This window comes from Aeromonas sp. RU39B (assembly GCF_900156095.1).
In the GTDB taxonomy this organism is placed as follows: Bacteria; Pseudomonadota; Gammaproteobacteria; order Enterobacterales; family Aeromonadaceae; genus Aeromonas.
This window is the reverse complement of sequence record NZ_FTMJ01000014.1, coordinates 101,209-124,787: the sequence shown is the minus strand read 5'-3', so window position 1 is coordinate 124,787 and position 23,579 is coordinate 101,209. Positions and strand designations below refer to the sequence as shown.

Below are 23,579 nucleotides of genomic sequence, written 5' to 3'. Positions count from 1 at the left end.
GTCTTGAACTACAGTCAACTTGAAACTTTCGTCATACCTAGCCATGAAAATACCCCAAAGGTTGGATTTGCGTCCAACTTTTGGGGTGCAGTTCAGAGCGGGGCTTTTTCATGGCCAAACGGTTAGCCGGCGCTGCGTACTCTGGGGACGCGGAAGGTGCGCTCCGCCTGGCTGACCTTGTAGAGGTAGCGGCGCGATTCTGCCAGCGGGTGTTGCTGGGTGAGCACCTGATACACCTCTTGCGGGGACATCTGGTTAATCACGCCGGGCGCCATGGTGCGGTCATCGGCAAAGGTGCGCAGCACATTGCCAGCGCCGCCGTTGTAAGCCGAAATGACCGAGTAACGACGCGAGAGCGGATCCTGAATGTCGGCCAGATAGACGCTCTGTAGCAGGTGCAGATAGGCGGTTCCGATCTCGATGTTGTAAGCCGGATTGAACAGATCTTCACGACTTGGCTGACCATAGCGGCCCAGCACCTTGGTATAGACGTCGCGCCCGGCGGTATCGGGAATCACCTGCATCAGGCCATAGGCGTTAGAGCTGCTGACCGCATAGGGGTTGAAGCTGCTCTCGGTCTTGATCACCGCATAGATCAGGCTTTCCGACACATTGTATTTACGCGACGCCGCCCGAATCATGGCTGCGTATTTGTAGCCACGCTGATCGGTATGGTTGGCTACCATGGCGATGTCGACGTAATAGATGGTGCGAATGCCCAGTGTGCGTTTGCGCAGGGCGGTGTTGAGCAGGTAGTCGGCATAGCGCTCGGCGCGCCACGGGAAGCGGATCGGCTGACGCTCGTTATCCACCACCTGGCCATACAGGAAGGGGTCGCTACCCGGCAGGATCTCGCGATCCGAGTAGAGATCCACATCGGCCGGATCATCCGGGGTCAGCAGGGTTTCGATAATGGCGCGGCGCAGATGTTCGCGGGTGTCGGTGGTTGAGACGGTTTCCACCAGAATATGGCCGCTGGTGAAATCGATGTGGGCCCGGCTGCGATACTGGTCGGTATATTTGACGTAGTCAAACTTGCCGGCAAACAGCGCCTCACGGCCCCAGATCTCGTTAACGTTGTGGGCCAGAGCACCGATCATGTGCTCGAAGCCGCGCACATCCTTGCCGTTGACGAGATCATCATCCTGAGCGACTTTCTTCGGGGTAGAGGAGGAGCACCCTCCCAGCATGACCATGGCTGCCAGCAGGCAGCAGAAGCGCTTCATGGCTGTTCTCACGGGCTGGGCGGGGTGTATCCGTCGATCTGGACGTCGGCTCCGTCAAACAGGTAGCTGACCATCTCTTTCTCGAGAAACTGGCGATGCTCGAGATTCATCATGTTGAGCTTCTTCTCGTTGATCAGCATGACCTGCTTCTTCTGCCATTCAGCCCAGGCTTCCTTGCTGATGTTGTTGAAGATGCGCTTGCCAAGCTCACCGGGGTAGAGCTGGAAATCGAGGCCGGGGGCCTCCTTTTTCAGGCGCTGGCAGAAAACAAGACGACTCATGCAAACCTCTATGGAGCTAGTTCTGGATAGGCAAGCAGGCGCTGGGTGGCGGCTGCAAGTCCGACCTCATCGGGCTGGGCTAAGTTATACCAGAGAGTGCTATCGGCTTCCATGATGACGCCGCCATCAAGCACGGTGGAACGGGTCAGCAGAAAGGGGCGAATATCGAGGTGAAAATGGCTGAAGGTGTGACGAAAGCCTGCCAGCTCCTGCAGCTGCGCCGGATCCATCCCAGCCTCTCTAAGCCAGGCGTGTAGCATGGCTTCGTTATCAAACTGCGGGAAGCAGTAGAGGCCGCCCCAAATTCCTTGCGGCGGTCGTTTTTGCAGTAACACCCGGTTAGCGTGACGCAGCAGCAGGAAGAGACCGTTTTTGACCGGCGTCGCTGCTTTTTTCGGCTTGCCCTCTGGGTAGCGCTGCGGCGCCCCCTCAAGGAGTCCCTGACAATCCTCGGCCAGCGGGCAGCGCTGGCAGGCCGGCTTGCTGCGGGTGCAGAGCGTGGCGCCAATATCCATCATCGCCTGGTTGAACTGCTGCACGCCCTGGCGTGGCGTAAGGCGAATCGCCACTTCCCACAGCTGGTTCTCCACCGGTTTTTGACCCGGCCAGCCGGGCATGGCCAGCCAGCGAGTGAGCACCCGCTTCACGTTACCGTCCAAAATGGCGTGGGGCTGACCCAAGGAGAACGACAAAATGGCGCCGGCGGTGGAGCGGCCAATGCCGGGCAGCGCCATCACCTCATCAATGTGCTCCGGGAAGACCCCTTGATGCTGATCGCGGATCTGCTGCGCCGCTTTGTGCAGGTTGCGGGCCCGGGCGTAATAACCCAATCCGGTCCAGTGGTGCAGCACATCATCGACCGGTGCATCGGCCAGGGTGATCACATCGGGAAAGCGCGCCATAAAACGTTCGTAGTAGGGGATGACGGTGGCAACCTGGGTTTGCTGCAGCATGATCTCTGACACCCATACCCGGTAGGGCGTCTTTTGTTGCTGCCAGGGCAGGGTCTTGCGACCCGCTACGTCGTACCAGGCCAGCACCCGGCTGGCAAAGGTTGCCTGATTAGCCTGCATCCATCGCTACTCTTGTTGCTATGACATTGCTTAGGGGCGGCAGGTTAAAACGCTGTTAGTGTCTTGTCAAAGTGCTCGGGTCGATAGTCATCTGCTCAGCCGGTATAATCGCGGCGAACAGCCAAAAAGGAGAGTCCCTTGCAAATCTATCTGGTGGGTGGCGCCGTGCGTGACCGCCTGCTCGGCCTGCCGGTCGGCGATCGTGATCATGTGGTAGTGGGCAGCAGTGTTGCAGATATGCTGGCGCAGGGATTTACCCAGGTGGGGCGCGACTTTCCGGTGTTTCTGCACCCCAAAACCCAGCAGGAATATGCACTGGCCCGAACCGAGCGCAAGCAGGGGCAGGGATATACCGGCTTTGTCTGCCATGCCGCACCGGATGTGACGCTGGAAGAGGATTTGCTGCGCCGGGATCTCACCATCAACGCCATTGCTGAAGATGCCGACGGCCAGCTGTATGACCCTTATGGTGGACAGGCTGATCTTGCGGCGCGAGTGCTGCGCCATGTTTCGCCAGCCTTTAGTGAAGACCCGCTGCGGGTGCTGCGGGTTGCGCGCTTTGCTGCGCGCTTTCACGCGCAAGGGTTTACGATTGCGCCAGACACCCTGGCGCTGATGCGCAAGATGACTAAAGACGGCGAGCTGGAACATCTTACGCCGGAGCGGGTCTGGAAGGAGATTGAACGGGTATTGCTTGGGCCGACACCGCAGATCTTTTTCGAGGTGCTGCGTGAGTGTGGCGCCCTGGCGGTGTTGCTCCCCGAGGTTGATGCCCTCTATGGCGTCCCGGCGCCGGAGCGCTGGCACCCGGAGGTGGATACCGGTCTGCATACCATGCTGACGCTTGAGCAGGCTTGTCGCCTGTCTCCGGCGCTGACAGTGCGCTTCGCTGCGTTGGTGCATGATGTGGGTAAGGGGCTGACGCCGAAGGCATTTTGGCCAAGCCATCACGGTCATGGTCAGAAAGGGCTGCCGCTAATTCGTAACTTGTGCGAGCGATTGCGGGTTCCGGCTGATTGCCGAGACCTTGCCTTGCTGGTGAGCGACCTGCACACCCATATCCATATCGCCTTCGAGCTCAAACCCTCGACCTTGCTCAAGGTATTCGACAAGGCCGATGCCTGGCGCCGACCGGAGCGTTTTGCCGAGTTGCTGCTTGCCTGCCGCGCCGATTTTCATGGTCGCACCGGCTTTGAGGAAAAAGTCTACAGTCAGCCCGATTATGTGGCAGAGGCCCATCAGGCCGCTGCGGCCGTGCCGGTAAAAGAGATTGTTGCCGCCGGTTTTAAGGGCGAAGAGATCCGTGAGCAGCTTGCTAAGCAGCGCATCAATGCCATTAGCCGGGTGCGTGATGAGTGGACGTTCGACATTCCCTGATGGACGTGACTAACAACAAAAAGCCCGGGCCATGGTGACCCGGGCTTTTTGTTTGGTGCGTATCAGGAGAAAAAGATGCGCAGTACGTAGAAAATCAGGATGGAGAAGACAGCGCCTGCTGGCAGCGTGATGATCCAGGAGACCACGATGTTACGCAGTACGCCGAGGTTGAGCGCCGCGATGCCACGGGCCAGACCTACCCCCATCACGGCACCAACCAGCGTCTGGGTGGTGGAGATGGGCAGGCCGGTGCCGGAGGCGATGACCACAGTTGCAGCGGTTGCCAGCTGGGCGGCAAAGCCGCGGCTTGGCGTCAGGTGAGTGATCCCGGTGCCGACGGTTGCCATCACCTTCTCACCCATGGTGGCCAGACCGATAACGATACCGATGCCACCCAGTGGCAGGATCCACCAGGCGATGTGAGCCTTGCTGCCGATCTCGCCGCCACTGCCCACAATAGCCGCCACTGCCGACAGCGGGCCGATAGCGTTGGCCACATCGTTAGAGCCGTGGGCAAAGGCCATGGCGCAAGCAGTGATGATCATCAGGATGCCAAACACCTTCTCGACGTTGGCATAGAGGGTTTTGCTGTCATGGCTCTGCAGGTTGTAGTGCTGGCGACGGATATAGAACCAGCCAGCCACCGCAACCAGCAGCGAAATAAGAATGGAGAGCTGAACCCCTTCGGCGTCGCTCAGGTGCAGACCGACGTGGGTCAGCCCTTTCTTGATGGTGACCAGACAGATAACCAGTGCGGTCAGAAACATATAGAAAGGCACATAACGCTTGGCGTTGGCCAGCGGGTCGTCAGTGTTGAAGATAAGCTTCTGTACGCTGGTAAACATGAAGTAGGCGATGACACCGGAGATGGCCGGAGTGATGACCCAGGAGCCGACGATGCCGCCAAACTTGTCCCACTGTACCGACTCGGGCCCGATACTGACCACGCCGAAACCGACGATGGCGCCGACGATAGAGTGGGTGGTAGAGACCGGCCAGCCAAAGTAGGAAGCCACAATCAGCCAGACACCGGCCGACAGCAGCGAGGCGATCATGCCGAGCACCAGCTGGTCGGGTGCGTTGACAAACGCATTGGGATCGATGATACCGTTGCGGATGGTAGCCGTCACTTCACCACCGGCCAGATAGGCCCCGGCGAATTCGAAGATCATGGCGATGATGATCGCCTGGCGGATGGTCAGCGACTTGGTGCCTACCGACGTCCCCATGGCGTTGGCCACGTCATTGGCGCCGATACCCCAGGCCATCAGGAAGCCAAACACGGCGGCGATGAGCACCAGCGCGGTGCCGTAATGGGCAATAATTTCCATTGCAGTATACTCTTGCGCGGTTAGGAACGAGCCAGCATCAATTCCAGACGGGCACCTACGCGCTCAGCCTGGTCAGCCAGATCACCAATCCATTCGAGGATCTTGTAGAGGAACATCACATCGATTGGGTTGTATTCCTTTTCAACCGCCTGCAGCTGCTGGCGCAGCCCGATTTGCATGGCATCGGTGTCATCTTCAATCAGATCCAGCTGGTGGATCATTTCGGCGACGACCTCAACCTCACGTCCCTTAAAGCCGGTCTCAAGCAGATCATCAAGCTCGTTGATGGCTTTCTCGGCCTGAGCCGTGGCATCGATACAGCGTTTGAGATAGGCCATGAAGTCAGCGCGCATCTCGGGCGGAAACTCCATGTGGCGGCCCAGCATGCGGCCGGAGATATCTTTGGCCCGGTTGGCAATCTTGTCTTGCTGGGTCAACAGCTCAAGCAGATCGGTACGGGCAACCGGCATAAAGAGCCCGTTGGGCAGCTTGAGGCGAATTTCGCGTTTGAGGACGTCAGCCTCTTTTTCCAGCTGGGCGATGGTGCCGCGGATGCGCATGGCATCTTCCCAGCGACCTTCGGCAACGGCATCAAAGAAGGGAACGAGCTGCTCGCAGCACAGATGCACCTTGGCAATGTGCTTTTGCAGCGGCTTGATGGGGGACTTGGCAAAAAGCCCCAGGATAGTATTAACTGGCATGGCCAATCCTGATTCGGTGAAAAAACACGCGATAAGCCTGTCACAAGGCGCGAATGGTAACCGAACTGCCGGTGTAATAAAACCGCAAATTCACCCAAGATTATTAAGGGCATGTTTCTTCGAACGGGTCTGATTTTTACCGCTCTGTTGCCTTGTCTGTCTGGAACCCATCATGAGCAAAGAAATTGAAATTAAATTCTGTATAAATCCAGAAACGCCATTTGATATTTCAGTTATTAGCCCATCGTTAACGATTATTGAGCAATCTTGTTGCGAATTGGGAAACACCTATCTTGATACGCCAACGCTCTCACTGCGACAGTTAGATATGGGGTTGCGGATTCGCCGCTGGGACGCTCAAGCCGAGCAGACCATCAAGTGCCGCGGTCAGGTGGTGGGTGGTCTGCATGCCCGCCCTGAATACAATGCTCCGGTGACAGGGGGGATGCCGCAGTTGTCGGCTTTCCCTGAGGAAATCTGGCCTGCCGGTAGCGACGTGGTCGCGCTGCAACAGGCGTTGATCCCGCTGTTTCGCACCGATTTCAAGCGCACTACCTGGCTGGTGGAGTTCGCGGGCACCCGCATCGAACTGGCGCGGGACGAGGGTGAGATTGAAGGCGCCCAGGGCCGTGAGCCGATTTTAGAGCTCGAGCTGGAACTTAAGGATGGGGCGGTAGATGGGCTGTTCCAGCTGGCGCTGGCACTGGTGCAGAGCGGTAAGCTGCGCCCCGGCCATCAATCCAAAGCGCAGCGCGGTTATCGTCTGGCCGGTCAGGCCAAGCCATGGGCGCTGCGTCAACCACTGGCAGTCGATGGCCCGTTGAATGCGCAGATTGCTGCGCTTGCCGACGATCTGCAATTTCACGAAGGCGCCTGGCTCGCTGGTGTGGCGGGCTCAGCAGAGCGAATGGCGCAAAGTGGGGCGGCATTACTGGCCTTGTCGCAAGGACTGCCGTGGCAACCCGAGTTGTCACAGTGGCTGACCCGCTGGCAGAGCGGCGCTGCGCAAGAGGCGCTCTATATGCCGGCATACGGAGCGTTTCTACTGACACTCAGCGCCTGGCTGCAAACTCACTGATCGCTGCAATAAAAAGGGCCGGTTTCCCGGCCCCGGATGCTTAGTAGCGCTTTGGCATGCCACGCGGCACCGTCTTGAAACGGCGGTGCAGCCACATATATTGCTCAGGCGCACGGCGCACAGCCTGCTCGATGACCTGATTGGTGTGGATGGCATCTGCCGTCTCGTCACCGGTTGGGAAATGCTCGAGCGGTGCTCCCAGGTGCAGTACATAACCGTGCTCGTCACGAATGTTGTAGCAAGGCAGGGTCACTGTGTTTTTCACCCGGGCCAGGGTAGCGGTGCCGGTAATGGTGGCCGCTTGCTCCACGGCAAAGTAGGGCACAAAGACACTGGCATGGCGGCCATAATCATGGTCCGGTGCATACCAGAGCGCGTCGCCGGCGCGCAGCGCTTTAATCATCCCTTTCACGTCGATGCGATCGACCAGATATTTGTTCGACTTGCAGCGGCCGTGATACTGGGCGTACTCCAGGACTGGATTGGTGTTGGGGCGATAGACGCCAACACCGGGGTGCAGCAAGCCAAAGCAGCGGGCATTAAGCTCCAGAGTGAGAAAGTGGCAGGAGAGCAGCAGCATGCCCTGACCTTTTTCGAGGGCGTTGATCAGGTGCTCTTGTCCTTCCACCCGCATCAGCTGGCGCATCCGCCAGTCGGGCCAAAACCAGGCCATGCCCACCTCGAAAATGGCGCAGCCGACGCTCTCGAAGTTGCGGGCCAGCAGGGTTTCACGCTCGGCAGCAGAGAGCTCGGGCATGGCCAGTTCGATGGAGCGACGCGCCACCTTGACCCGTGACTTGAGCAATTTGAGGGCCAGATGACCTAACTTGCGGCCCATCCACATCTGCCAGCGCCAAGGCAGCAGCACCAGCAGCCACAACAGGCTGAGCCCCAGCCACTGGGGCCAGTAGCGGGGATGAAACAGGGCCGGGGTGAGACGGGGCATATTGTCGGCAGCCATGGGGTCTCCTTTTACATCTCGAAGTGGCGGATTCTAGCCGAAAAGCGCCGCGCTGGGGACTGGTTATCAATTCCTTGACCCCTGAACTGGTGTGACCGGCACATCTCCGTGATAGAATCCGCGCAGTTTTTTCCCCGTTTGAGAGTCCACTTCCATGAAGATCTCCCTACCCGATTTTGACAAAGCCCGCGTTCTGGTTGTCGGTGATGTCATGCTGGATCGCTACTGGCACGGCCCGAGCAGCCGTATCTCTCCGGAGGCCCCGGTGCCGGTGGTCAAGGTCGAGCATATCGAGGAGCGTCCGGGTGGCGCGGCCAACGTGGCCCTCAACGCGGCTGCCTTGGGCGCCAATGCGACTCTGCTGGGGCTGACTGGTCAGGATGAAGCGGCCGATGCGCTGGCTGGGCAAATGGCCGGAGTGAAGGTGGCCTGTGATTTCGTGCGTCTGGCCGATTATCCGACCATTACCAAGCTGCGGGTATTGTCGCGCAATCAGCAACTGCTGCGTCTCGACTTTGAAGAGGGATTCCACTCAGTCGATCCCTCATTGCTGATGCAGAAGATTGAAGCTGCCCTGCCGCAGCACAACGTCATGATCCTCTCTGACTATGCCAAAGGGGCACTCAACGACGTGCCGGGCATGATCAAGCGTGCTCGCGCCGCCGGTGTGGCCGTGCTGATCGACCCGAAGGGTACCGACTTTGAAAAATATCGTGGCGCGACCCTGCTGACCCCCAACATGTCCGAATTCGAAGCCGTGGTGGGCAAGGTCAAGAATGAACAAGAGCTGGTAGAACGCGGTCTCGAGCTGGTACGCCGCTTCGAGCTGGATGCCCTGCTGGTAACCCGTTCGGAAAACGGCATGACCCTGATCCGCGATGGTCAGAGCGAACTGCACCTGCCGGCGCAAGCCCATGAAGTGTATGACGTCACCGGCGCCGGTGACACCGTCATCTCCACGCTGGCTAGCGCACTGGCGGCCGGCAAGAGTCTGGATGAGGCCTGCTCGTTGGCCAATACCGCTGCCGGTATTGTGGTGGGCAAGCTGGGTACGTCCACCGTCAGCCCGGTTGAACTTGCTAATGCGCTCTATACCGAGCATGAGAGCGGCTTTGGTGTGCTCTCCGAGCAGCAGCTTAAGGTGGCTGTCGAGGCGGCCCGTCGCCGCGGCGAGAAGATTGTAATGACCAATGGCTGCTTCGACATTCTGCACGCCGGTCACGTTTCCTATCTCGCCAATGCCCGCAAGCTGGGTGATCGCCTGATTGTGGCTGTTAACACTGATGAATCGGTGCGTCGCCTTAAGGGGCCGGGTCGTCCGGTGAACCCGACCGATCGGCGCATGACGGTGCTGGCGGCGCTGGGTGCCGTGGACTGGGTGGTGCCGTTTGCAGAAGACACGCCGCAGCGGGTGATCAGCGAGATCCTGCCCGACCTGTTGGTCAAGGGCGGCGATTACAAGCCGCAAGATATCGCCGGTTACGAGGAAGTGACGGCCAATGGTGGTGAGGTGCTGGTTCTCAACTTTGAAGACGGCTGCTCCACCACCGATATCATTAAGACCATTCGCGAGCGTGGCTAAGCGTCACGCGCTTCAGTTACTCTGCAATATTCAATCCAAACGACCGGCTTGATGCCGGTCGTTTTGTTTCTGTATTTTCTACGGTCGTTCAGGTCGTTCAGGTCGTTCAGGTCGGCTCGAGGCGCAGTAAAAGCGTCTGCCAGTAGGTGGGGTGCGTGACTAGCAGCTCTTTCTCGGCCTTGGTCAGTTGTTTGAGCCGATATTCAAGCCGCAGTGCGCGTGAGCGCTCACCCACCTCCTGTTGCCACACCAGCTCAAGGGGCCCCTTACCGCGCAGGCTGCGGGCGCCTTTGCCGGCTTGATGCTGTTTAAGGCGTCGCTCGGGGTCGGTGGTAATACCGGTATAGAGCGCGCCATGAGCGGTGCGGATGAGATAGAGGTGCCAGCTCATGTCAGGCTCGCAGGGAGTGCTTGCGACGCAAGCGATGCAGCGGCAACAGGCTAACCAGCAAGCCTGCCCAGACAAACATAAAGCCGACCGCCTTGATGGGATCTGGCTGCTCGCCAAACCAGAATACGGCCAGCAGGAAAGCCAGACTCGGCTCGATATATTGCAGCAATCCCACTGTGCTCAGCCGGGTTTGAGCCATGCCGTAGCAGAACATGCCAACCGGGACCAGGGTGGCCAGAGCACTGCCGATGATCATGGCTCTGGCAAGATTATCGCCATCAAAAAACAGCGCTGGGGTTTCGCTCATATAGAGCCAGCCAACAAACACGAGCGCGGCAGGCAGTTGGACCAGAGCCTCCAGCAGCAGGCTGTGATCGGCAGCGTAGCGCACCTTTTTCTTAAGCAGACCGTAAAAGGCGAAGTTGGCTCCCATCGCCAGCGAGAACCAGGGCAGCTCCCCATATTGGAACAGCATGTAGGCCAACCCGGCGAGTGCCAGCGTGACCGCCAGATGCTTTTGCAAGGTGAGCCGCTCGCGCAGGAAGACGACGGCAAACACGATGTTAAACAGTGGTGTCATGAAAAAAGCGAGGCTGGTGGTCAGCACTTCGCCACGGATCAGGCACCAGGTGAACATGCTCCAGCTTACCGACATAACGGGGCCGGCCAGCACAATCAACAGCAGCTGACGCGGTTCACGGCAGAGGCGCTGCCAAGGTAGCGGGCGGCCGGTAATGCGCAAAAACAGGGTAAGCAGCACCACCGACCAGATGACCCGGTGCGACAGCAACTCCCACATATCGATGGGAGGCATAAATTGGTAATAAAGCGGGAGCAGACCCCAGACGACAAAGGCCAGAGCGACAACGCCCGGGCCTGATAACAGCGGCATGATGTGTGTATTAAATTAAACAAACTGCGCGCAGTGTAGTGAGCTACTGTTCACTCGGCAAGCAGCCGTGCAAAAAATCGGTTAGCATCGCGGCATGGAAACACTCGAACAACTGTTTTGCCGCATTCGTGCCTGCGCGCACTGTGCGTCGCATCTTCCGTTTGGTCCGCGCCCGGTTATCCGTGGTAGTGCCACGTCGCGTCTGCTGATTATCGGTCAGGCGCCTGGAACCAAGGTACATGCCAGCGGTATTCCTTGGGATGACGCCTCAGGAGGCCGGCTGCGTGAGTGGCTGGCTATCGATAAGTCGACCTTCTATGACGAGGCCCGGGTTGCCATCATGCCGATGGGGCTCTGCTACCCCGGCCGGGGCCGCTCGGGCGATCTGCCGCCGCGCCCTGAGTGTGCGCCGCGCTGGCATGGCGAAGTATTGGCAAAGATGCCGCATATCGAGCAAGTGCTGCTGATTGGGCAATATGCCCAGCAGTATTATCTGGGCAGCGACTGGAAAGGCACGCTGGGCGAGACGGTGCGCCAATGGGCGCAGTTGCGCTTACACCTGTTGCCGCTGCCCCACCCATCTCCACGCAACACCTTGTGGCTAAAGAAAAATCCCTGGTTTGAAGCCGAGATTTTGCCGGTGCTGCGCCAACGAGTGGCTGATCTATTGGCGCGCTAACACGCATTAGACCCGTTTGAGCTGGGCGAGGATAAACAGGCCGGCGGCGCACACTACCACCGACGGACCGGCCGGCGTGTCTTTAAACCAGGAGAGCATCAGGCCACCGACGACGGCGAGACAACCAACCAGCGAGGCCAGCAGTGCCATCTGCTCCGGGGTTTTGCTAAAGCGACGCGCGGTGGCCGCCGGGATGACCAGCAGCGCCGTAATAATCAGTGCGCCGACAAACTTCATGGCGACCGCGATCACTAGGCCTATCAACAGCATCAGTGTGGCGCGCAGCAGGTCAACCCGTATTCCTTCCACCCGTGCCAGCTCTTCTGAAACGGTCATCGACAGTAGCGGATTCCACAGCCGCCACAGCAAAAGCAATACCAGTGCGCCGCCGCCGTAGATCCAAGCCAGATCGGAGGGCTGTACCGAGAGCAGGTCACCAAACAGGTAAGACATCAGATCGACCCGCACATTGTCCATAAAGGCCAGCGTGACCAGCCCCAGCGAGAGGGCGCTGTGAGCCAGAATGCCGAGCAGGGTGTCGGTGGCGACCAGTTGATTGCGACTTAAGATAAACAGCAAGGTAGCCATGGCCAGACAGCAGACGATCACCGCCAGCATCAGGTTGGCCTGCAGCAAAATTCCCAGTGCAATGCCAAGCAGACAGGAGTGGGAGAGGGTGTCGCCGAAGTAGGCCATCTTGCGCCACACCACGAAACTGCCCAGTGGGCCGGCCAGAATCGCAATACCAATGCCCGCAGCCAGAGCGTAAAGCAGAAAACTTTCCAAGCGAAACTCCTCAGTGGCGAGCGGGCAGACGAATAACCGGGGCACCGTGATGGTGGTGATGTTCACCGTCGCAGTGGTGGTGATGGGTATAGACGGCGAGTTGCTCTTGCTCAGGGCGACCGAACAGGCGGGCAAATTCAGGGTGGCGGGCCACGCTTTCCGGGGCTCCGTGGCAGCAGACATGGCCGTTGAGGCAGATCACTTCATGCGTGCTGGCCATCACCAGATGCAGGTCGTGGGACACCATCAACACGGCGCAGTTGAGCTCGCCAGCAAGGGCACTAATCAGGGCATACAGCTCGATCTGGCCGCTGACATCAACACCTTGTACCGGTTCATCCAGCACCAGTAATTCGGGCTCGACCAGCAGGGCGCGAGCCAGCAATACCCGTTGCAGTTCGCCACCGGAGAGTTGCTGCATCCGGTTTTGCAGCAGATCGCTGATATCCAGACGCGAGAGCACCTCACCCAGCGCTCTGCGGCTACCGCGTGCCAGTTTCAGGAAGCGCTCTACCGTAATGGGAAGGGTGGGATCGAGGTGGATCTTTTGCGGCACGTAGCCAATGCGCAGACGCGGCTGACGAAGAATCTCTCCGCTATCGTGCTTGAGCAGCCCGAGCACCAGCTTGCTGAGGGTGCTTTTACCTGCCCCGTTGGGACCAACTAACGTGGTGATCTTGCCCTTATCCAGTGTCAGGGAGATGTTGTCGAGCACGGGACGTCCCTCGAAGGAGAGGCAGACATCCTTCAGCTCCACCAGTGTGGTCATGAGAAACTCCGGGGTTTACTGCTGCGATTAATGTTATAGTATAACAACTTATTGTGGTTATGTTACCACGCTTCGCGAGTTGATGAGATCCTATGAAACGTCTTTTTTTAAGCCTGATGTTGCTGGGCTCGGCATTGCCAGCCAGTGCGGCAGAAGTATTGACCACTATCAAGCCGATTGGCTTTATCGCAGCGGCAATCACCCGCGATATCAGTACGCCTGAAGTGTTGCTGCCAAGTGGCGCCTCACCGCATGATTTTGCGCTGCGCCCTTCGGATATTCGTCGCATCGAGAGCGCCGATCTGGTGGTTTGGGTTGGCCCCGATCTTGAGCAGTTCATGGTCAAACCCTTGGCCGGCAAGAGCAATACACTGACATTGTTGGATATTCCTGGCTTACCGCTGCATCGCTTTAGTGAAGAGGACTCGCATGAGCATGACCACGACCACGATGCCGGAGCTCATGAGGCGCATGGTCACGACCACGATGACGGCGATCATGATGAGCATGATCATGACCACCATGCTGGTGGCATCGATCCGCATATCTGGCTGGGCCCCAATCTGGCGGTGCCGATTGCCAAGGCGATTGTGGAACGACTGAGTGCCATTGATCCGGCTAATCAAGCCCGCTACCAGGCCAACTTAGCCCGCTTTGAGCAAGAGCTGGCGCTCAAAGACAAGCAAGTGGCCAGCATGATGGAGCCGGTTAAGAAGCAAGGCTATTTCGTGTTCCATGAGGCTTATGGCTATTGGGAGCGTCATTACGGCATGCAGGCTAAGGGACATTTCACCGTGAGCCCTGAGCGCCGTCCTGGTGCCAAGACGCTGGTGGCTATTCGCAAGGCACTGGAAGAGCAGCAGGCTCGCTGTGTGTTTGCCGAGCCGCAATTCAAGCCGGATGTGATTGAATCGGTGGCGCGCAATACCGGCGCCAAGGTGCTGATCCAGGATGAGACTGGTGGCGATCTGGCGGTCGGGCCGGATGCCTATATCCAGTGGATGGATAATATGGCCAAGGGGTTTGCTGCCTGCCAATAATCGAGACGGAACAAGCCGTCTTTGGTTCAATTCATGTCACTCCGGATTCGACGGAGTATGGGGCCGTGCATCAGCGCGGCCCTGTCATAACCGACAAAATGTATTTTGTTTGTTAATTGTCCTGCGCAAAAATCAACAACTGCACTACATTTCTCGGGCGGGAATTTATTTTTATACGATCTTGACCAATAAATATGAAAAAAATTGTGAAAAAAGTCCCCCATTTCTGCCCTCCGCTCACGTTTATGCATAAAATGCGTCGAGGCAGAGAAATTTGAATGAACTCTCTCGGACGAAAACTGTCGAATGGGCAGTTTGACTCTTTTTTATCAGGCCATAGGGCTCAAGGTTCACAATTCCAAAAACAGGATAACGGATGAAGCGACTCCGTCCCTTGGTGGCTCACGCGGCCAACTGGGAACCCCCGGTTCCCCGAAAACATTTTTATGCAATTCTGATTCTGACATGGCTCACCTTGTCGGCTGTCGCTTTGCTGCCTGCGCCCGGCGATATTCTCGAACAACCCCTGCGTCTTGAATTGCCCCTCTCTGCCCAGGGGACTAACACCGACCAGAACAATACCGAATTTAACGCGATCCCCGATCATGAACTGGTCGATCCCGGTACTGACAGTACCCCCGATGATGATATTCCTGCGGTCGCCGAGCCGGAGTGGATGGAATACAAGATCCGTGATGGCGAAAACCTGACCGCGATTTTCAATAATCTCGGTCTGTCGAACACCACGCTCTATAAGGTGATCGATGCTGATACCAAGAATCGTCTGGCCAGCCTAAAGCCAGGTCAGGTCATTGAGGTGCTGATCGATCAAGACAGCCTGCTGCAACAGCTCAAGTTCCGCCTGAATATCAAAGAGACCCTGATTCTTGAGCGCAAGGACGATCAGTACGAAGAGCGGGTGCTGAGCAAGGATGTGGAGTGGCAAAACAGTACCCTGCTCGGCAAGATCAATGGCAGCTTCTATCAAAGTGCCCGTAATGCCGGTCTGAGTTCTGCCCATATCCAGAAAATTGCCAACCTGTTCCAGTGGCGCATGAACATCTCTCGCGAGCTCAAGCAAGGCGATACCTTCAAGGTGTTGCTCAAGAACGAGACGGTTGAGGACCAGAAAACCGGTAACAGCGTGTTGCTCGGTGTGGAGTTCAAGACCGGAGGCAAGAGCGTATCCGCCTGGCTGTCTGATGATGGCAATTATTATGATGGTGATGGTGCGAGTCTGGAGCGCGGTTTTCGCCGTTTCCCGACACACACCCGCTACCGTGTCAGCTCAGCATTCAACCCGGCCCGTAAGCATCCGATTACTGGTTTAGTGCGTCCGCACGAAGGGACTGACTTTGCCACGCCGGTAGGTGCTCCGGTGCTCTCGACCGGTGATGGGATTGTGCTCAAAGCAACCAGCCACCCGTTGGCTGGCACCTATGTGGTGATTCGCCACAGCCGTACCGTGACGACCCGCTATCTGCACCTGAGTAAACTGCTGGTCAAGACCGGGCAGCAGGTGAAAATGGGCGACAAGATTGCTCTGACCGGTAATACCGGCCGTTCAACCGGTGCCCACCTTCACTATGAAGTGCGAATCAACAACCGTCCGGTTGATCCGATGAAGGTCAAGCTGCCGATGGCAGAACCTCTGTCGGGTAAGGCCAAACGCCAGTTCTTGGCCAAAGTGACTCAGTATCGAAAGGCACTTGCCGATTCGTAAATCCGACAGCATAAAGCCCCTCTCGAAGGGGCTTTTTGTTGTATATCCCTCTAATTCCCCCGCAACACCCTCTGCAATGGTTCATTTATTGAGCCTTTAAGGTCGCCGAGAGAGAAGAATATTTTATTTAAAATCAGTGCCCTCGATCTTTTTGGTAGAAATGGCGGCAAATAAGGGTCGATCCAGGCTCTGCCTTGCTTGAAAAGGGTCGGTGGGCTCCTTAAACTTTACAGTGGAGAAAAGTGGATCAAAGTGGTTTTTTGATCCCAAGGAAGGGTCACTACTTTCATTCAGGGGAGACAGGATGCTGCGTGGTGCACATGCCATCAGTCTCGATAGCAAGGGGCGGTTGGCGATTCCGACCAGATTTCGTGATTGGCTTCGCGACGAGAGCGACGGCCAGCTGGTCTGCACCATCGATCTTTGCGATCCCTGTCTGCTGCTCTACCCCTTAGGCGAATGGGAGGAAGTGGAACGCAGGCTGCGCTCCCTCTCCAGCATGAATCCGGCCGAGCGGCGCGTGCAGCGCCTACTGCTGGGACATGCCAGTGAATGTGAATTGGATAATAACGGTCGTCTGCTGCTGCCCGCTCCGCTGCGGTTGCATGCCGGGCTCGACAAAAAAGTGATGCTGGTTGGCCAGCTCAACAAGTTCGAGTTATGGGATGAGGCTCGTTGGCTGCAACGTGTGCAAGACGATATCAAGGACTTTGCCCAGGACGATGGGGCAAGTTCGGAGCGACTACGGGATTTCTCATTATAAATGACGCAAGGTTTTGAACACGTCACCGTACTGCTAAACGAGGCAGTCGACGGGCTGGCTATTAAGCCGGATGGCATCTATGTCGATGGTACTTTCGGCAGGGGTGGTCATTCTCGATTGATCCTGCAGCAGCTTGGGCCGCAAGGGCGCCTGATTGCGATCGATCGCGATCCGCAGGCGATTGCCGAGGCGTCCACCATCGATGATCCCCGTTTTGAAATTGTGCACGGTCCCTTCTCCGGCGTGGCCGGCTATATCGCCGAGCGCGGCCTGACCGGCCAGATCGATGGTTTCCTGATGGATTTGGGCGTCTCTTCGCCGCAGCTGGACGATGCCGAGCGCGGTTTCAGCTTTATGAAAGATGGCCCGCTCGACATGCGTATGGACCCCACCAGTGGCCAAAGCGCCGCCGAGTGGCTGGCTCATGCCGATGCCGATGACATCTCCTGGGTGCTGAAAACCTTCGGTGAAGAGCGGTTTGCCAAGAAGATTGCCCGCGCCATTGTTCATGATCGGGATGAAACCCCCTTTATCCGGACCCGCCAGTTGGCCGAGATGATTGCCCGGGTCAATCCGAGCAAAGAGAAAGGCAAGCATGCGGCGACTCGCAGCTTCCAAGCAATTCGCATCTACATCAACAGCGAACTCGACGAGATTGAAAAGGCGCTCTCGGCCTCTATTTCCATCCTCAAGGCGGGTGGGCGTTTGTCTGTCATCAGCTTCCACTCCCTTGAAGATCGACTGGTGAAGCACTTCATTCGCAAGCATGAAAAAGGACCGGAGATTCCGCATGGGCTGCCGCTGACCGAAGCCCAGCTTAAGGGCGATCGCAAGCTTAAGTCGGTTGGCAAGGCCTTGAAGCCCTCTGATGACGAAGTGACCCACAACAGCCGGTCACGCAGCTCGGTGCTGCGCGTGGCCGAACGGTTGGCGGAGTAGTCTCATGGCTGATGAGCGCATCAACCTCTCCCGTGAAATTGTTGCCGACCTGTGGCGACACAAGCTGCAGTTGCTGCTGGTGGTCGCCGTGCTGGGTACGGCGTTTGCGGTCATTCTGGTGACCAACATGACGCGGGGGATGACGGCCAAGTACAACGAGATGATGGCCGAGCGGGATGCGTTGGAGATCGAGTGGCGCCACCTGTTGCTCGAGCAGGGAACCCTTGCCGAGCACTCACGGGTGGCGGCGTTGGCCATGGAGAAGTTGCAGATGGCCAGACCCGTGGTGACGACTGAGAAGGTGATCATTCAACCATGATACGTAGCAAGAGCACACCTTCCAAAACGACGGCAGCCAAGGGAGCCAAGGCCCCGGCCACGATGCACCCGTGGCGTTTTCGTACCCTGATTTTCTTTATCGGACTGGCGTTTGGCGGTTTGGTGTTACGTCTGGCCTGGATCCAGGTGATCGATCCGGATCGCCTGCGCCAGGAAGGGGACATGCGCTCCCTGCGTACCACGGAAACCCAGGCCGTGCGCGGCATGATCAGTGACCGTAATGGCGAGCAACTCGCGGTTTCTGTTCCGGTAGAGGCTGTTTGGGCCGATCCCAAGACGGTGCATGAATCCGGCGCCATCAGCAATGAACGAGCCTGGCAGGCGCTCTCTGAAGTGCTCAAGGTTGACCTTAAGACGCTCAAGGAGCGGGTAGCCAACCCGAAGAAGCGGTTTGTCTACCTGCAGCGTCAGGTGACGCCAGCTGTCGCAGAATATATCAAAGGTTTGAAGCTCGGTGGCGTGTTCCTGCGTCCCGAGTCGCGCCGTTTCTACCCGACCGGTGAAATCAGTGCTCACCTGGTGGGGGTGACCAACATCGATGGTCACGGTATTGAAGGTATTGAACGTAGCTATGACGACTGGCTGACCGCCACTCCGGGTGAGATGCGGGTGCGTAAGGACCGGCACGGTCGGGTGATCGAGCAGCTGGGGATCGTCAAGGAAGGAAAGGATGCCAACGATCTGCACCTGAGCATCGATCAGCGCGCCCAATCCATTGCCTATCGTGCGCTCAAGAAAACCACTGATGAGAACATGGCCACCTCGGGTTCCATGGTGATGCTCGACATCAAGACCGGCGAAGTGCTGGCGATGGTCAACACTCCCTCTTACAACCCCAACAACCGTGGCCAGTATCAGACCTTCCGGGTTCGTAACCGGGTGGTGACCGATACCTACGAGCCGGGCTCGACCGTTAAGCCACTGATAGTCCTTAGCGCCTTGGCGGCCGGGGTGACCGACTGGAAGGAAGTGTTCGATACCAGTGGCCTGATCATCGGTGGCAAGCAGATCCGCGACGTGCACCGCATGAACAGTGGCACCATCTACGACATTTTGCGTTACTCCTCCAACATCGGGATGTCACGCATTGCCCTGCGTATGCAGGCGCAAGACATGATCAACACGCTCAGTATGTTTGGCTTTGGTATCGAGTCCGGTAGCGGCCTGATGGGCGAAACCGGCGGTATGTTGCCGCAACGTCGGCGCTGGTCCGATATCGAGCGCGCAACGCTCGGCTTTGGTTACGGCCTGCGGGTGACCCCGCTGCAGCTGGCATCGGCTTACTCCACCCTTGCCAATAGCGGCTGCCGGGTGCCGATCTCGGTCGTTAAGCTCGACAAGGCTCCCCAATGTGAACAGGTGGTCAATCGCACCAACGCTCAGGCCATGATCAATGCGCTTGAGTATGTGGTTGACCAGGGTATCCCCAAGGCCAAGGTGCCGGGCTATCGCGTTGGCGGTAAGAGTGGTACGGCCCGGGTCGCGGTTGCCGGTGGGTACGGCAAGGACTACATGGCCTGGTTTGCCGGTTTTGCGCCAGTCAGCAACCCGCGTTACGCCATGGTGGTAGTGATCAACGAGCCGAAGGGCAATGCCTACTACGGTGGTGCGGTTGCGGCGCCGGCCTTTGCGGAAGCCATGGGCGGCATTTTGCAGCTGTTTAACGTGCGTCCCGATGCCGAGCCTGCCATGACCCCGAATAACAACAGCAAACTAGCCCGTCAGGAGGCTCCCCTTGTTCCCCGCACTTGATTACCTGCTGCAGCCGTTCGGGCTGACAGCGCCGGCCGTCTCTCTGGAGGCCATGACGCTCGATAGCCGTCAGGTCAGCTCCGGAACGCTATTTGTGGCCATTCGGGGACATCAGGTTGATGGTCGTCGTTTTATTGAGCAGGCGGCAGCCCAAGGCGCAGCTGCCATTCTCTATGAGGCTGACGATGAGTTTGTGGCGCCAGCCCTCGGCATTCCCTGCCTCGGTCTGCGTGAGTTGCCGCGCCATCTGTCGGCTCTGGCCGGCCGGTTCTATGGTGAGCCGGTTGAGCGCATGAATCTGGTGGGCGTAACCGGCACCAACGGCAAGAGCACTACGGCCCTGCTGGTCGCAAACTGGCGCACTCTGCTGGGCGGTCAGGCTGGCGTGATGGGCACGGTCGGCAATGGCTTGTTCGGCCATCTGATTGAAGCCGCCAACACCACCGGCAGCGCCATTGAAGTACAGAGCAACCTCAATAGCCTGGCCAATCAGGGCGCCGATCTGGTCGCGATGGAAGTCTCCAGCCATGGTCTGGTGCAGCATCGGGTGGCGGGTCTGACATTTTCGGCGGTGGCGTACACCAACCTCAGCCGCGATCATCTCGACTACCACGGTACTATGACGGCCTATGCCGAGGCCAAGGAGCTGTTGCTGGCACACGTGAATGAGGCCTGCGCTGTCATCAACGCCGATGATGAGATCGGACGCCAATGGCTGGCGTCACGGCCCGCTGCGGTTGCTTACAGCGTGGAAGGTGGGCTTGATTCCCATCCGGGTCCGCAGCTGAATGCATCCGAGCTTGAATTTCACCAGCAAGGATTTCGCGCTCGCATTACCTCCCCTTGGGGGAATGGTGTATTATCCGCCCCCTTGCTGGGTCGCTTTAACGTCTCCAATGTTCTGGCCGCGCTTGGCGTGATGCTGGTGCTGGGTTACGACTTCGACACCCTGCTCGCTACGGCACCGCAACTGCAACCGGTCACTGGTCGTATGGAGTGCTTCGGTGGTAGCGGCAAACCGCTGGCGGTGGTCGATTATGCCCACACGCCGGATGCGCTTGAGAAGGCGTTGCAGGCACTGCGAGTGCACTGTCACGGACAACTCTGGTGTCTGGTCGGTTGTGGTGGCGATCGGGATCGCGGTAAGCGCCCCATGATGGCGGCGATTGCCGAGCAGTTTGCCGATCGCGTCATTCTGACCGATGACAATCCGCGTACCGAAGATCCGCTGCAGATCATGAGCGACATGGTGGCGGGCTTGCGTGAGCCCGGAAGCGTGCAAATTGAGCACGACCGTATCAAGGCGATTGGTTTGGCCGTTGCACAGGCCGCTCAGCAAGACATCATCCTGGTGGCCGGAAAGGGTCACGAGGATTATCAGATCATTGGCAAGGAAAAGCGCCACTATAGCGACCGTGAAACGGTTGCCGCAGTGCTGCAAACATTACCGGAGTCATTCGCATGATGACCCTTCAACTCTCTGACATCAGCGCGGCCCTGGATGCCCGTATGGTCGGGGAGGATAAGTCGATCACCGCAGTCAGTACCGACACGCGTCAACTGGCTGCCGGCTCTCTGTTCGTTGCCCTGCGCGGCGAACGTTTTGATGCCCACGATTTCTGCGAGCAGGCTGTCGCCGCCGGAGCCAGCGCACTGCTGGTCGAGCGCGAATTGCCGCTGCCTGTCACCCAGCTGGTTGTCAGCGACTCTCTGCGTGCATTGGGCCGTCTTGGCAAGCTGGTGCGCCAGCGTATCAATCCGAAGGTTCTGGCCATCACCGGCAGCTGTGGCAAGACCACGGTCAAGGAGATGGCTTCGGCCATTCTCTCCCGTGAAGGCGAAGTGCTCGCCACGGCCGGTAACTTCAACAATGAAGTGGGTGTGCCGCTGACGCTGCTGCGTCTGGAACCTCATCACCGCTTTGCCGTGATGGAGCTGGGGGCCAATCACCCCGGTGAAATTGCCTGGACGACGTCCTTGGCCCTGCCTGATGCGGCCATCATCAACAACGTAGCAGCGGCTCACTTGGAGGGCTTTGGCTCACTCGAAGGGATCTATCACGCCAAGAGTGAAATTTTCCAAGGGCTGAGCCAGCAAGGTACCGCCATCGTCAACGCCGATAACGAGTTCTGGCCGAAATGGCAGGCAAGTGGCATTGACTGCGCGTTTTCGATCGATGATCAAACCCAGCCGTTCCACGCGCGCGAGGTCAAAATCAACGCAGCTGGCTGCGCCGAATTTGTCATGGTGACCCCGCACGGTGAGATCAGCGTGACGCTGGCCATTCCGGGGCGCCACAACATAGCCAACGCACTGGCTGCCGCAGCAGGCTGTCAGGCGCTCGGCGCATCACTGGCCTCGATCAAGGCGGGGCTGGAGCAGATGGCTCCGGTGAAGGGGCGTTTCTGCGTGCAGCGCTGGGGCGGCCTGACCCTGATTGATGACACCTATAACGCCAGCGTCGAGTCAGTGCTGGCTGGCATTGATGCTCTGACCAACATGGCGGGCTTCAAGGTACTGGTCTTTGGCGACATGCTGGAGATGGGCGATGAGGCCTCCGAGCAACATGCCCGGGTGGGTCGTCATGCCCGTGAGCAGGCGCTGGATGCCGTGCTGACCGTCGGTAAGGAGAGTCGTCACACCGCAGACGCCGCAGGTGGACGACATTTTGATAACAAGGCGTCGCTGTTCGAAGTGCTTGCAAACATGATTGGAACCCACGCGGAAATCGCAATACTGGTCAAGGGAGCACGCGGCTCCCGGATGGAAGATATCGTCGAGATGGTCAAGCACCATCAGGAGCAAGCCCAATGCTAGTCTGGCTTGCCGAGTTACTGACTCCTCACTTCACCTTCTTTAACGTCTTCTCTTATCTGACGTTTCGCGCCATTTTGTCGATCATCACCGGCCTGGGCTTTGCGCTCTGGATGGGGCCGCGTTTGATTCGTCGTCTGCAGATCCTCAAATTCGGTCAGGTGATCCGTCAGGAAGGGCCAGAGTCCCACCTGAGCAAGGCGGGCACCCCGACCATGGGGGGCCTGATGATTCTGGCCTCCATTTTTGTGTCGACGCTGCTGTGGTGCCGCCTCGATAACAGCTATGTGTGGCTGGTGCTGTTCGTGCTGGGCGCCTATGGCGCAATTGGCTTTGTCGATGACTATCGCAAGGTGGTGCGCAAGAACACCGATGGGTTGATCGCCCGCTGGAAGTATTTCTGGCAGTCACTGGTGGCGCTGATTGTGGCATTTGTTCTCTACAGCACCGCCACCCATCCGGGTCAGACCCAGTTGGTGGTTCCCTTCTTCAAGGAGGTGATGCCGCAACTGGGGCTGCTGTTTATCCTGCTCACCTACTTTGTCATTGTCGGGACCTCCAACGCCGTCAACCTGACCGACGGTCTCGATGGTCTGGCCATCATGCCGACCGTCATGGTGGCTGCCGGCTTTGCTCTGATTGCCTGGGCAACCGGTAACGTGAACTATGCCGCATACCTGCATATCCCGTATGTGCCTTACACCTCTGAGCTGGTGATCGTCTGCACCGCTATTATCGGTGCTGGCTTGGGCTTTCTCTGGTTCAACACCTATCCAGCTCAAGTTTTTATGGGTGACGTCGGCTCGCTGGCTCTCGGCGGGGCGCTTGGCACCATCGCCGTGCTGGTGCGCCAAGAGTTCCTGCTGGTGATCATGGGTGGTGTGTTTGTGATGGAAACCCTGTCGGTCATCCTGCAGGTGGGTTCATACAAGCTGCGCGGCGTACGGATTTTCCGCATGGCGCCCATTCATCACCACTATGAGAAGAAAGGATGGCCGGAGCCGCGCGTTATCGTGCGCTTCTGGATCATCACCTTGGTGCTGGTTCTGCTGGGTCTGGCGACCCTGAAGGTGAGGTAACGC

At 58.1% G+C, this 23,579-nt stretch carries 23 protein-coding genes; 13 read left to right on the top strand and 10 right to left on the bottom strand.

The features are described from left to right. Positions 1 to 122: 122 nt before the first annotated feature. Genes mltC through mutY form a run of 3 tightly spaced genes read right to left on the bottom strand, consistent with a single transcriptional unit; the run spans position 123 to position 2,580 of the window. Positions 123 to 1,226 carry a membrane-bound lytic murein transglycosylase MltC gene (gene mltC, locus BW958_RS17220; protein ID WP_076577146.1) on the bottom strand — a complete coding sequence of 368 codons (1,104 nt, stop codon included), beginning with the start codon at positions 1,224 to 1,226 and terminating at the stop codon, positions 123 to 125. An 8-nt stretch (positions 1,227 to 1,234) separates the two neighbouring features. Next, positions 1,235 to 1,507 (bottom strand): oxidative damage protection protein, encoded by a 273-nt coding sequence (locus BW958_RS17215; protein WP_076577145.1) that lies wholly within the window; start codon positions 1,505 to 1,507, stop codon positions 1,235 to 1,237. Between the two features lie 8 nt (positions 1,508 to 1,515). Further along, the gene (gene mutY, locus BW958_RS17210) at positions 1,516 to 2,580 is read right to left on the bottom strand and encodes an A/G-specific adenine glycosylase (RefSeq protein ID WP_076577143.1); all 1,065 of its coding nucleotides are present in this window, start codon (positions 2,578 to 2,580) and stop codon (positions 1,516 to 1,518) included. A gap of 138 nt (positions 2,581 to 2,718) precedes the next feature. On the opposite strand from mutY, the gene BW958_RS17205 reads away from it, so the two are divergent. Continuing rightward, positions 2,719 to 3,957: a multifunctional CCA addition/repair protein gene (locus BW958_RS17205; protein WP_076577142.1), complete on the top strand. Its 1,239-nt coding sequence runs from the start codon at positions 2,719 to 2,721 to the stop codon at positions 3,955 to 3,957. A gap of 62 nt (positions 3,958 to 4,019) precedes the next feature. Here the strand turns inward: BW958_RS17205 and BW958_RS17200 are convergent, their stop codons facing one another. Next, complete coding sequence (locus BW958_RS17200; protein WP_076577140.1) at positions 4,020 to 5,288, bottom strand: inorganic phosphate transporter; 1,269 nt, start codon at positions 5,286 to 5,288, stop codon at positions 4,020 to 4,022. A gap of 20 nt (positions 5,289 to 5,308) precedes the next feature. Beyond that, the gene (locus BW958_RS17195; protein ID WP_076577139.1) at positions 5,309 to 5,989 is read right to left on the bottom strand and encodes a TIGR00153 family protein; all 681 of its coding nucleotides are present in this window, start codon (positions 5,987 to 5,989) and stop codon (positions 5,309 to 5,311) included. A gap of 172 nt (positions 5,990 to 6,161) precedes the next feature. Between BW958_RS17195 and BW958_RS17190 the strand changes: the two genes are divergently transcribed. Next, positions 6,162 to 7,067 (top strand): CYTH domain-containing protein, encoded by a 906-nt coding sequence (locus BW958_RS17190; RefSeq protein ID WP_076577137.1) that lies wholly within the window; start codon positions 6,162 to 6,164, stop codon positions 7,065 to 7,067. Between the two features lie 40 nt (positions 7,068 to 7,107). On the opposite strand, the gene lpxL is transcribed toward BW958_RS17190, so the two are convergent. Next, positions 7,108 to 8,028 carry an LpxL/LpxP family Kdo(2)-lipid IV(A) lauroyl/palmitoleoyl acyltransferase gene (gene lpxL, locus BW958_RS17185; RefSeq protein WP_076577136.1) on the bottom strand — a complete coding sequence of 307 codons (921 nt, stop codon included), beginning with the start codon at positions 8,026 to 8,028 and terminating at the stop codon, positions 7,108 to 7,110. 154 nt (positions 8,029 to 8,182) lie between these two features. Between lpxL and hldE the strand changes: the two genes are divergently transcribed. After that, positions 8,183 to 9,610: a bifunctional D-glycero-beta-D-manno-heptose-7-phosphate kinase/D-glycero-beta-D-manno-heptose 1-phosphate adenylyltransferase HldE gene (gene hldE, locus BW958_RS17180; protein ID WP_076577134.1), complete on the top strand. Its 1,428-nt coding sequence runs from the start codon at positions 8,183 to 8,185 to the stop codon at positions 9,608 to 9,610. A 106-nt stretch (positions 9,611 to 9,716) separates the two neighbouring features. On the opposite strand, the gene BW958_RS17175 is transcribed toward hldE, so the two are convergent. Together BW958_RS17175 and rarD are read right to left on the bottom strand one after the other, a co-directional pair. Then, the gene (locus BW958_RS17175; protein WP_076577133.1) at positions 9,717 to 10,001 is read right to left on the bottom strand and encodes a GIY-YIG nuclease family protein; all 285 of its coding nucleotides are present in this window, start codon (positions 9,999 to 10,001) and stop codon (positions 9,717 to 9,719) included. 1 nt (position 10,002) lies between these two features. After that, a complete protein-coding gene (gene rarD, locus BW958_RS17170) occupies positions 10,003 to 10,893 on the bottom strand; it encodes an EamA family transporter RarD (protein ID WP_076577132.1) in 891 nt (296 codons plus the stop codon). 94 nt (positions 10,894 to 10,987) lie between these two features. On the opposite strand from rarD, the gene BW958_RS17165 reads away from it, so the two are divergent. Next, entirely contained in the window at positions 10,988 to 11,572 is a 585-nt protein-coding gene (locus BW958_RS17165; RefSeq protein ID WP_076577130.1) for a uracil-DNA glycosylase family protein, read from the top strand. A 6-nt stretch (positions 11,573 to 11,578) separates the two neighbouring features. On the opposite strand, the gene znuB is transcribed toward BW958_RS17165, so the two are convergent. Then, positions 11,579 to 12,358: a zinc ABC transporter permease subunit ZnuB gene (znuB, locus tag BW958_RS17160; RefSeq protein ID WP_076577129.1), complete on the bottom strand. Its 780-nt coding sequence runs from the start codon at positions 12,356 to 12,358 to the stop codon at positions 11,579 to 11,581. 10 nt (positions 12,359 to 12,368) lie between these two features. Beyond that, positions 12,369 to 13,127 carry a zinc ABC transporter ATP-binding protein ZnuC gene (gene znuC / locus BW958_RS17155; RefSeq protein WP_076577127.1) on the bottom strand — a complete coding sequence of 253 codons (759 nt, stop codon included), beginning with the start codon at positions 13,125 to 13,127 and terminating at the stop codon, positions 12,369 to 12,371. 92 nt (positions 13,128 to 13,219) lie between these two features. Here znuC and znuA point away from each other — a divergent pair, with 92 nt between their 5' ends. The 9 genes from znuA (at position 13,220) to mraY (ending at position 23,576) form a co-directional block, all read left to right on the top strand. Further along, positions 13,220 to 14,167 (top strand): zinc ABC transporter substrate-binding protein ZnuA, encoded by a 948-nt coding sequence (gene znuA / locus BW958_RS17150; protein ID WP_076577126.1) that lies wholly within the window; start codon positions 13,220 to 13,222, stop codon positions 14,165 to 14,167. Positions 14,168 to 14,543: 376 nt separating this feature from the next. Further along, on the top strand, positions 14,544 to 15,890 hold the full coding sequence (gene mepM, locus BW958_RS17145; protein ID WP_076577124.1) for a murein DD-endopeptidase MepM: 1,347 nt from the start codon (positions 14,544 to 14,546) through the stop codon (positions 15,888 to 15,890). A gap of 304 nt (positions 15,891 to 16,194) precedes the next feature. Beyond that, on the top strand, positions 16,195 to 16,653 hold the full coding sequence (mraZ, locus tag BW958_RS17140) for a division/cell wall cluster transcriptional repressor MraZ (RefSeq protein WP_076577122.1): 459 nt from the start codon (positions 16,195 to 16,197) through the stop codon (positions 16,651 to 16,653). Further along, complete coding sequence (gene rsmH / locus BW958_RS17135; protein ID WP_076577121.1) at positions 16,654 to 17,592, top strand: 16S rRNA (cytosine(1402)-N(4))-methyltransferase RsmH; 939 nt, start codon at positions 16,654 to 16,656, stop codon at positions 17,590 to 17,592. A gap of 4 nt (positions 17,593 to 17,596) precedes the next feature. Further along, a complete protein-coding gene (ftsL, locus tag BW958_RS17130) occupies positions 17,597 to 17,911 on the top strand; it encodes a cell division protein FtsL (protein ID WP_076577120.1) in 315 nt (104 codons plus the stop codon). Next, positions 17,908 to 19,683 (top strand): penicillin-binding transpeptidase domain-containing protein, encoded by a 1,776-nt coding sequence (locus BW958_RS17125; protein WP_076577118.1) that lies wholly within the window; start codon positions 17,908 to 17,910, stop codon positions 19,681 to 19,683. The genes ftsL and BW958_RS17125 overlap by 4 nt, the downstream gene beginning before the upstream one ends. A gap of 52 nt (positions 19,684 to 19,735) precedes the next feature. Beyond that, positions 19,736 to 21,148 carry a UDP-N-acetylmuramoyl-L-alanyl-D-glutamate--2,6-diaminopimelate ligase gene (murE, locus tag BW958_RS17120; RefSeq protein ID WP_372630011.1) on the top strand — a complete coding sequence of 471 codons (1,413 nt, stop codon included), beginning with the start codon at positions 19,736 to 19,738 and terminating at the stop codon, positions 21,146 to 21,148. Further along, positions 21,145 to 22,500 (top strand): UDP-N-acetylmuramoyl-tripeptide--D-alanyl-D-alanine ligase, encoded by a 1,356-nt coding sequence (gene murF / locus BW958_RS17115; protein WP_076577115.1) that lies wholly within the window; start codon positions 21,145 to 21,147, stop codon positions 22,498 to 22,500. The genes murE and murF overlap by 4 nt, the downstream gene beginning before the upstream one ends. Continuing rightward, positions 22,494 to 23,576 (top strand): phospho-N-acetylmuramoyl-pentapeptide-transferase, encoded by a 1,083-nt coding sequence (gene mraY / locus BW958_RS17110; protein WP_076577114.1) that lies wholly within the window; start codon positions 22,494 to 22,496, stop codon positions 23,574 to 23,576. Before murF ends, mraY begins: the two co-directional genes overlap by 7 nt. Positions 23,577 to 23,579 lie beyond the last annotated feature (3 nt).

Excerpts from the sequence above, each read along its gene's own strand:
- mltC (WP_076577146.1), bottom strand. The coding sequence starts at position 1,226 with ATGAAGCGCTTCTGCTGCCTGCTGGCAGCCATGGTCATGCTGGGAGGG.
- BW958_RS17215 (WP_076577145.1), bottom strand. The coding sequence starts at position 1,507 with ATGAGTCGTCTTGTTTTCTGCCAGCGCCTGAAAAAGGAGGCCCCCGGC.
- mutY (WP_076577143.1), bottom strand. The coding sequence starts at position 2,580 with ATGCAGGCTAATCAGGCAACCTTTGCCAGCCGGGTGCTGGCCTGGTAC.
- BW958_RS17200 (WP_076577140.1), bottom strand. The coding sequence starts at position 5,288 with ATGGAAATTATTGCCCATTACGGCACCGCGCTGGTGCTCATCGCCGCC.
- BW958_RS17195 (WP_076577139.1), bottom strand. The coding sequence starts at position 5,989 with ATGCCAGTTAATACTATCCTGGGGCTTTTTGCCAAGTCCCCCATCAAG.
- BW958_RS17190 (WP_076577137.1), top strand. The coding sequence starts at position 6,162 with ATGAGCAAAGAAATTGAAATTAAATTCTGTATAAATCCAGAAACGCCA.
- lpxL (WP_076577136.1), bottom strand. The coding sequence starts at position 8,028 with ATGGCTGCCGACAATATGCCCCGTCTCACCCCGGCCCTGTTTCATCCC.
- hldE (WP_076577134.1), top strand. The coding sequence starts at position 8,183 with ATGAAGATCTCCCTACCCGATTTTGACAAAGCCCGCGTTCTGGTTGTC.
- BW958_RS17175 (WP_076577133.1), bottom strand. The coding sequence starts at position 10,001 with ATGAGCTGGCACCTCTATCTCATCCGCACCGCTCATGGCGCGCTCTAT.
- rarD (WP_076577132.1), bottom strand. The coding sequence starts at position 10,893 with ATGCCGCTGTTATCAGGCCCGGGCGTTGTCGCTCTGGCCTTTGTCGTC.
- BW958_RS17165 (WP_076577130.1), top strand. The coding sequence starts at position 10,988 with ATGGAAACACTCGAACAACTGTTTTGCCGCATTCGTGCCTGCGCGCAC.
- znuC (WP_076577127.1), bottom strand. The coding sequence starts at position 13,127 with ATGACCACACTGGTGGAGCTGAAGGATGTCTGCCTCTCCTTCGAGGGA.
- znuA (WP_076577126.1), top strand. The coding sequence starts at position 13,220 with ATGAAACGTCTTTTTTTAAGCCTGATGTTGCTGGGCTCGGCATTGCCA.
- mepM (WP_076577124.1), top strand. The coding sequence starts at position 14,544 with ATGAAGCGACTCCGTCCCTTGGTGGCTCACGCGGCCAACTGGGAACCC.
- mraZ (WP_076577122.1), top strand. The coding sequence starts at position 16,195 with ATGCTGCGTGGTGCACATGCCATCAGTCTCGATAGCAAGGGGCGGTTG.
- rsmH (WP_076577121.1), top strand. The coding sequence starts at position 16,654 with ATGACGCAAGGTTTTGAACACGTCACCGTACTGCTAAACGAGGCAGTC.
- ftsL (WP_076577120.1), top strand. The coding sequence starts at position 17,597 with ATGGCTGATGAGCGCATCAACCTCTCCCGTGAAATTGTTGCCGACCTG.
- BW958_RS17125 (WP_076577118.1), top strand. The coding sequence starts at position 17,908 with ATGATACGTAGCAAGAGCACACCTTCCAAAACGACGGCAGCCAAGGGA.
- murE (WP_372630011.1), top strand. The coding sequence starts at position 19,736 with ATGACGCTCGATAGCCGTCAGGTCAGCTCCGGAACGCTATTTGTGGCC.
- murF (WP_076577115.1), top strand. The coding sequence starts at position 21,145 with ATGATGACCCTTCAACTCTCTGACATCAGCGCGGCCCTGGATGCCCGT.
- mraY (WP_076577114.1), top strand. The coding sequence starts at position 22,494 with ATGCTAGTCTGGCTTGCCGAGTTACTGACTCCTCACTTCACCTTCTTT.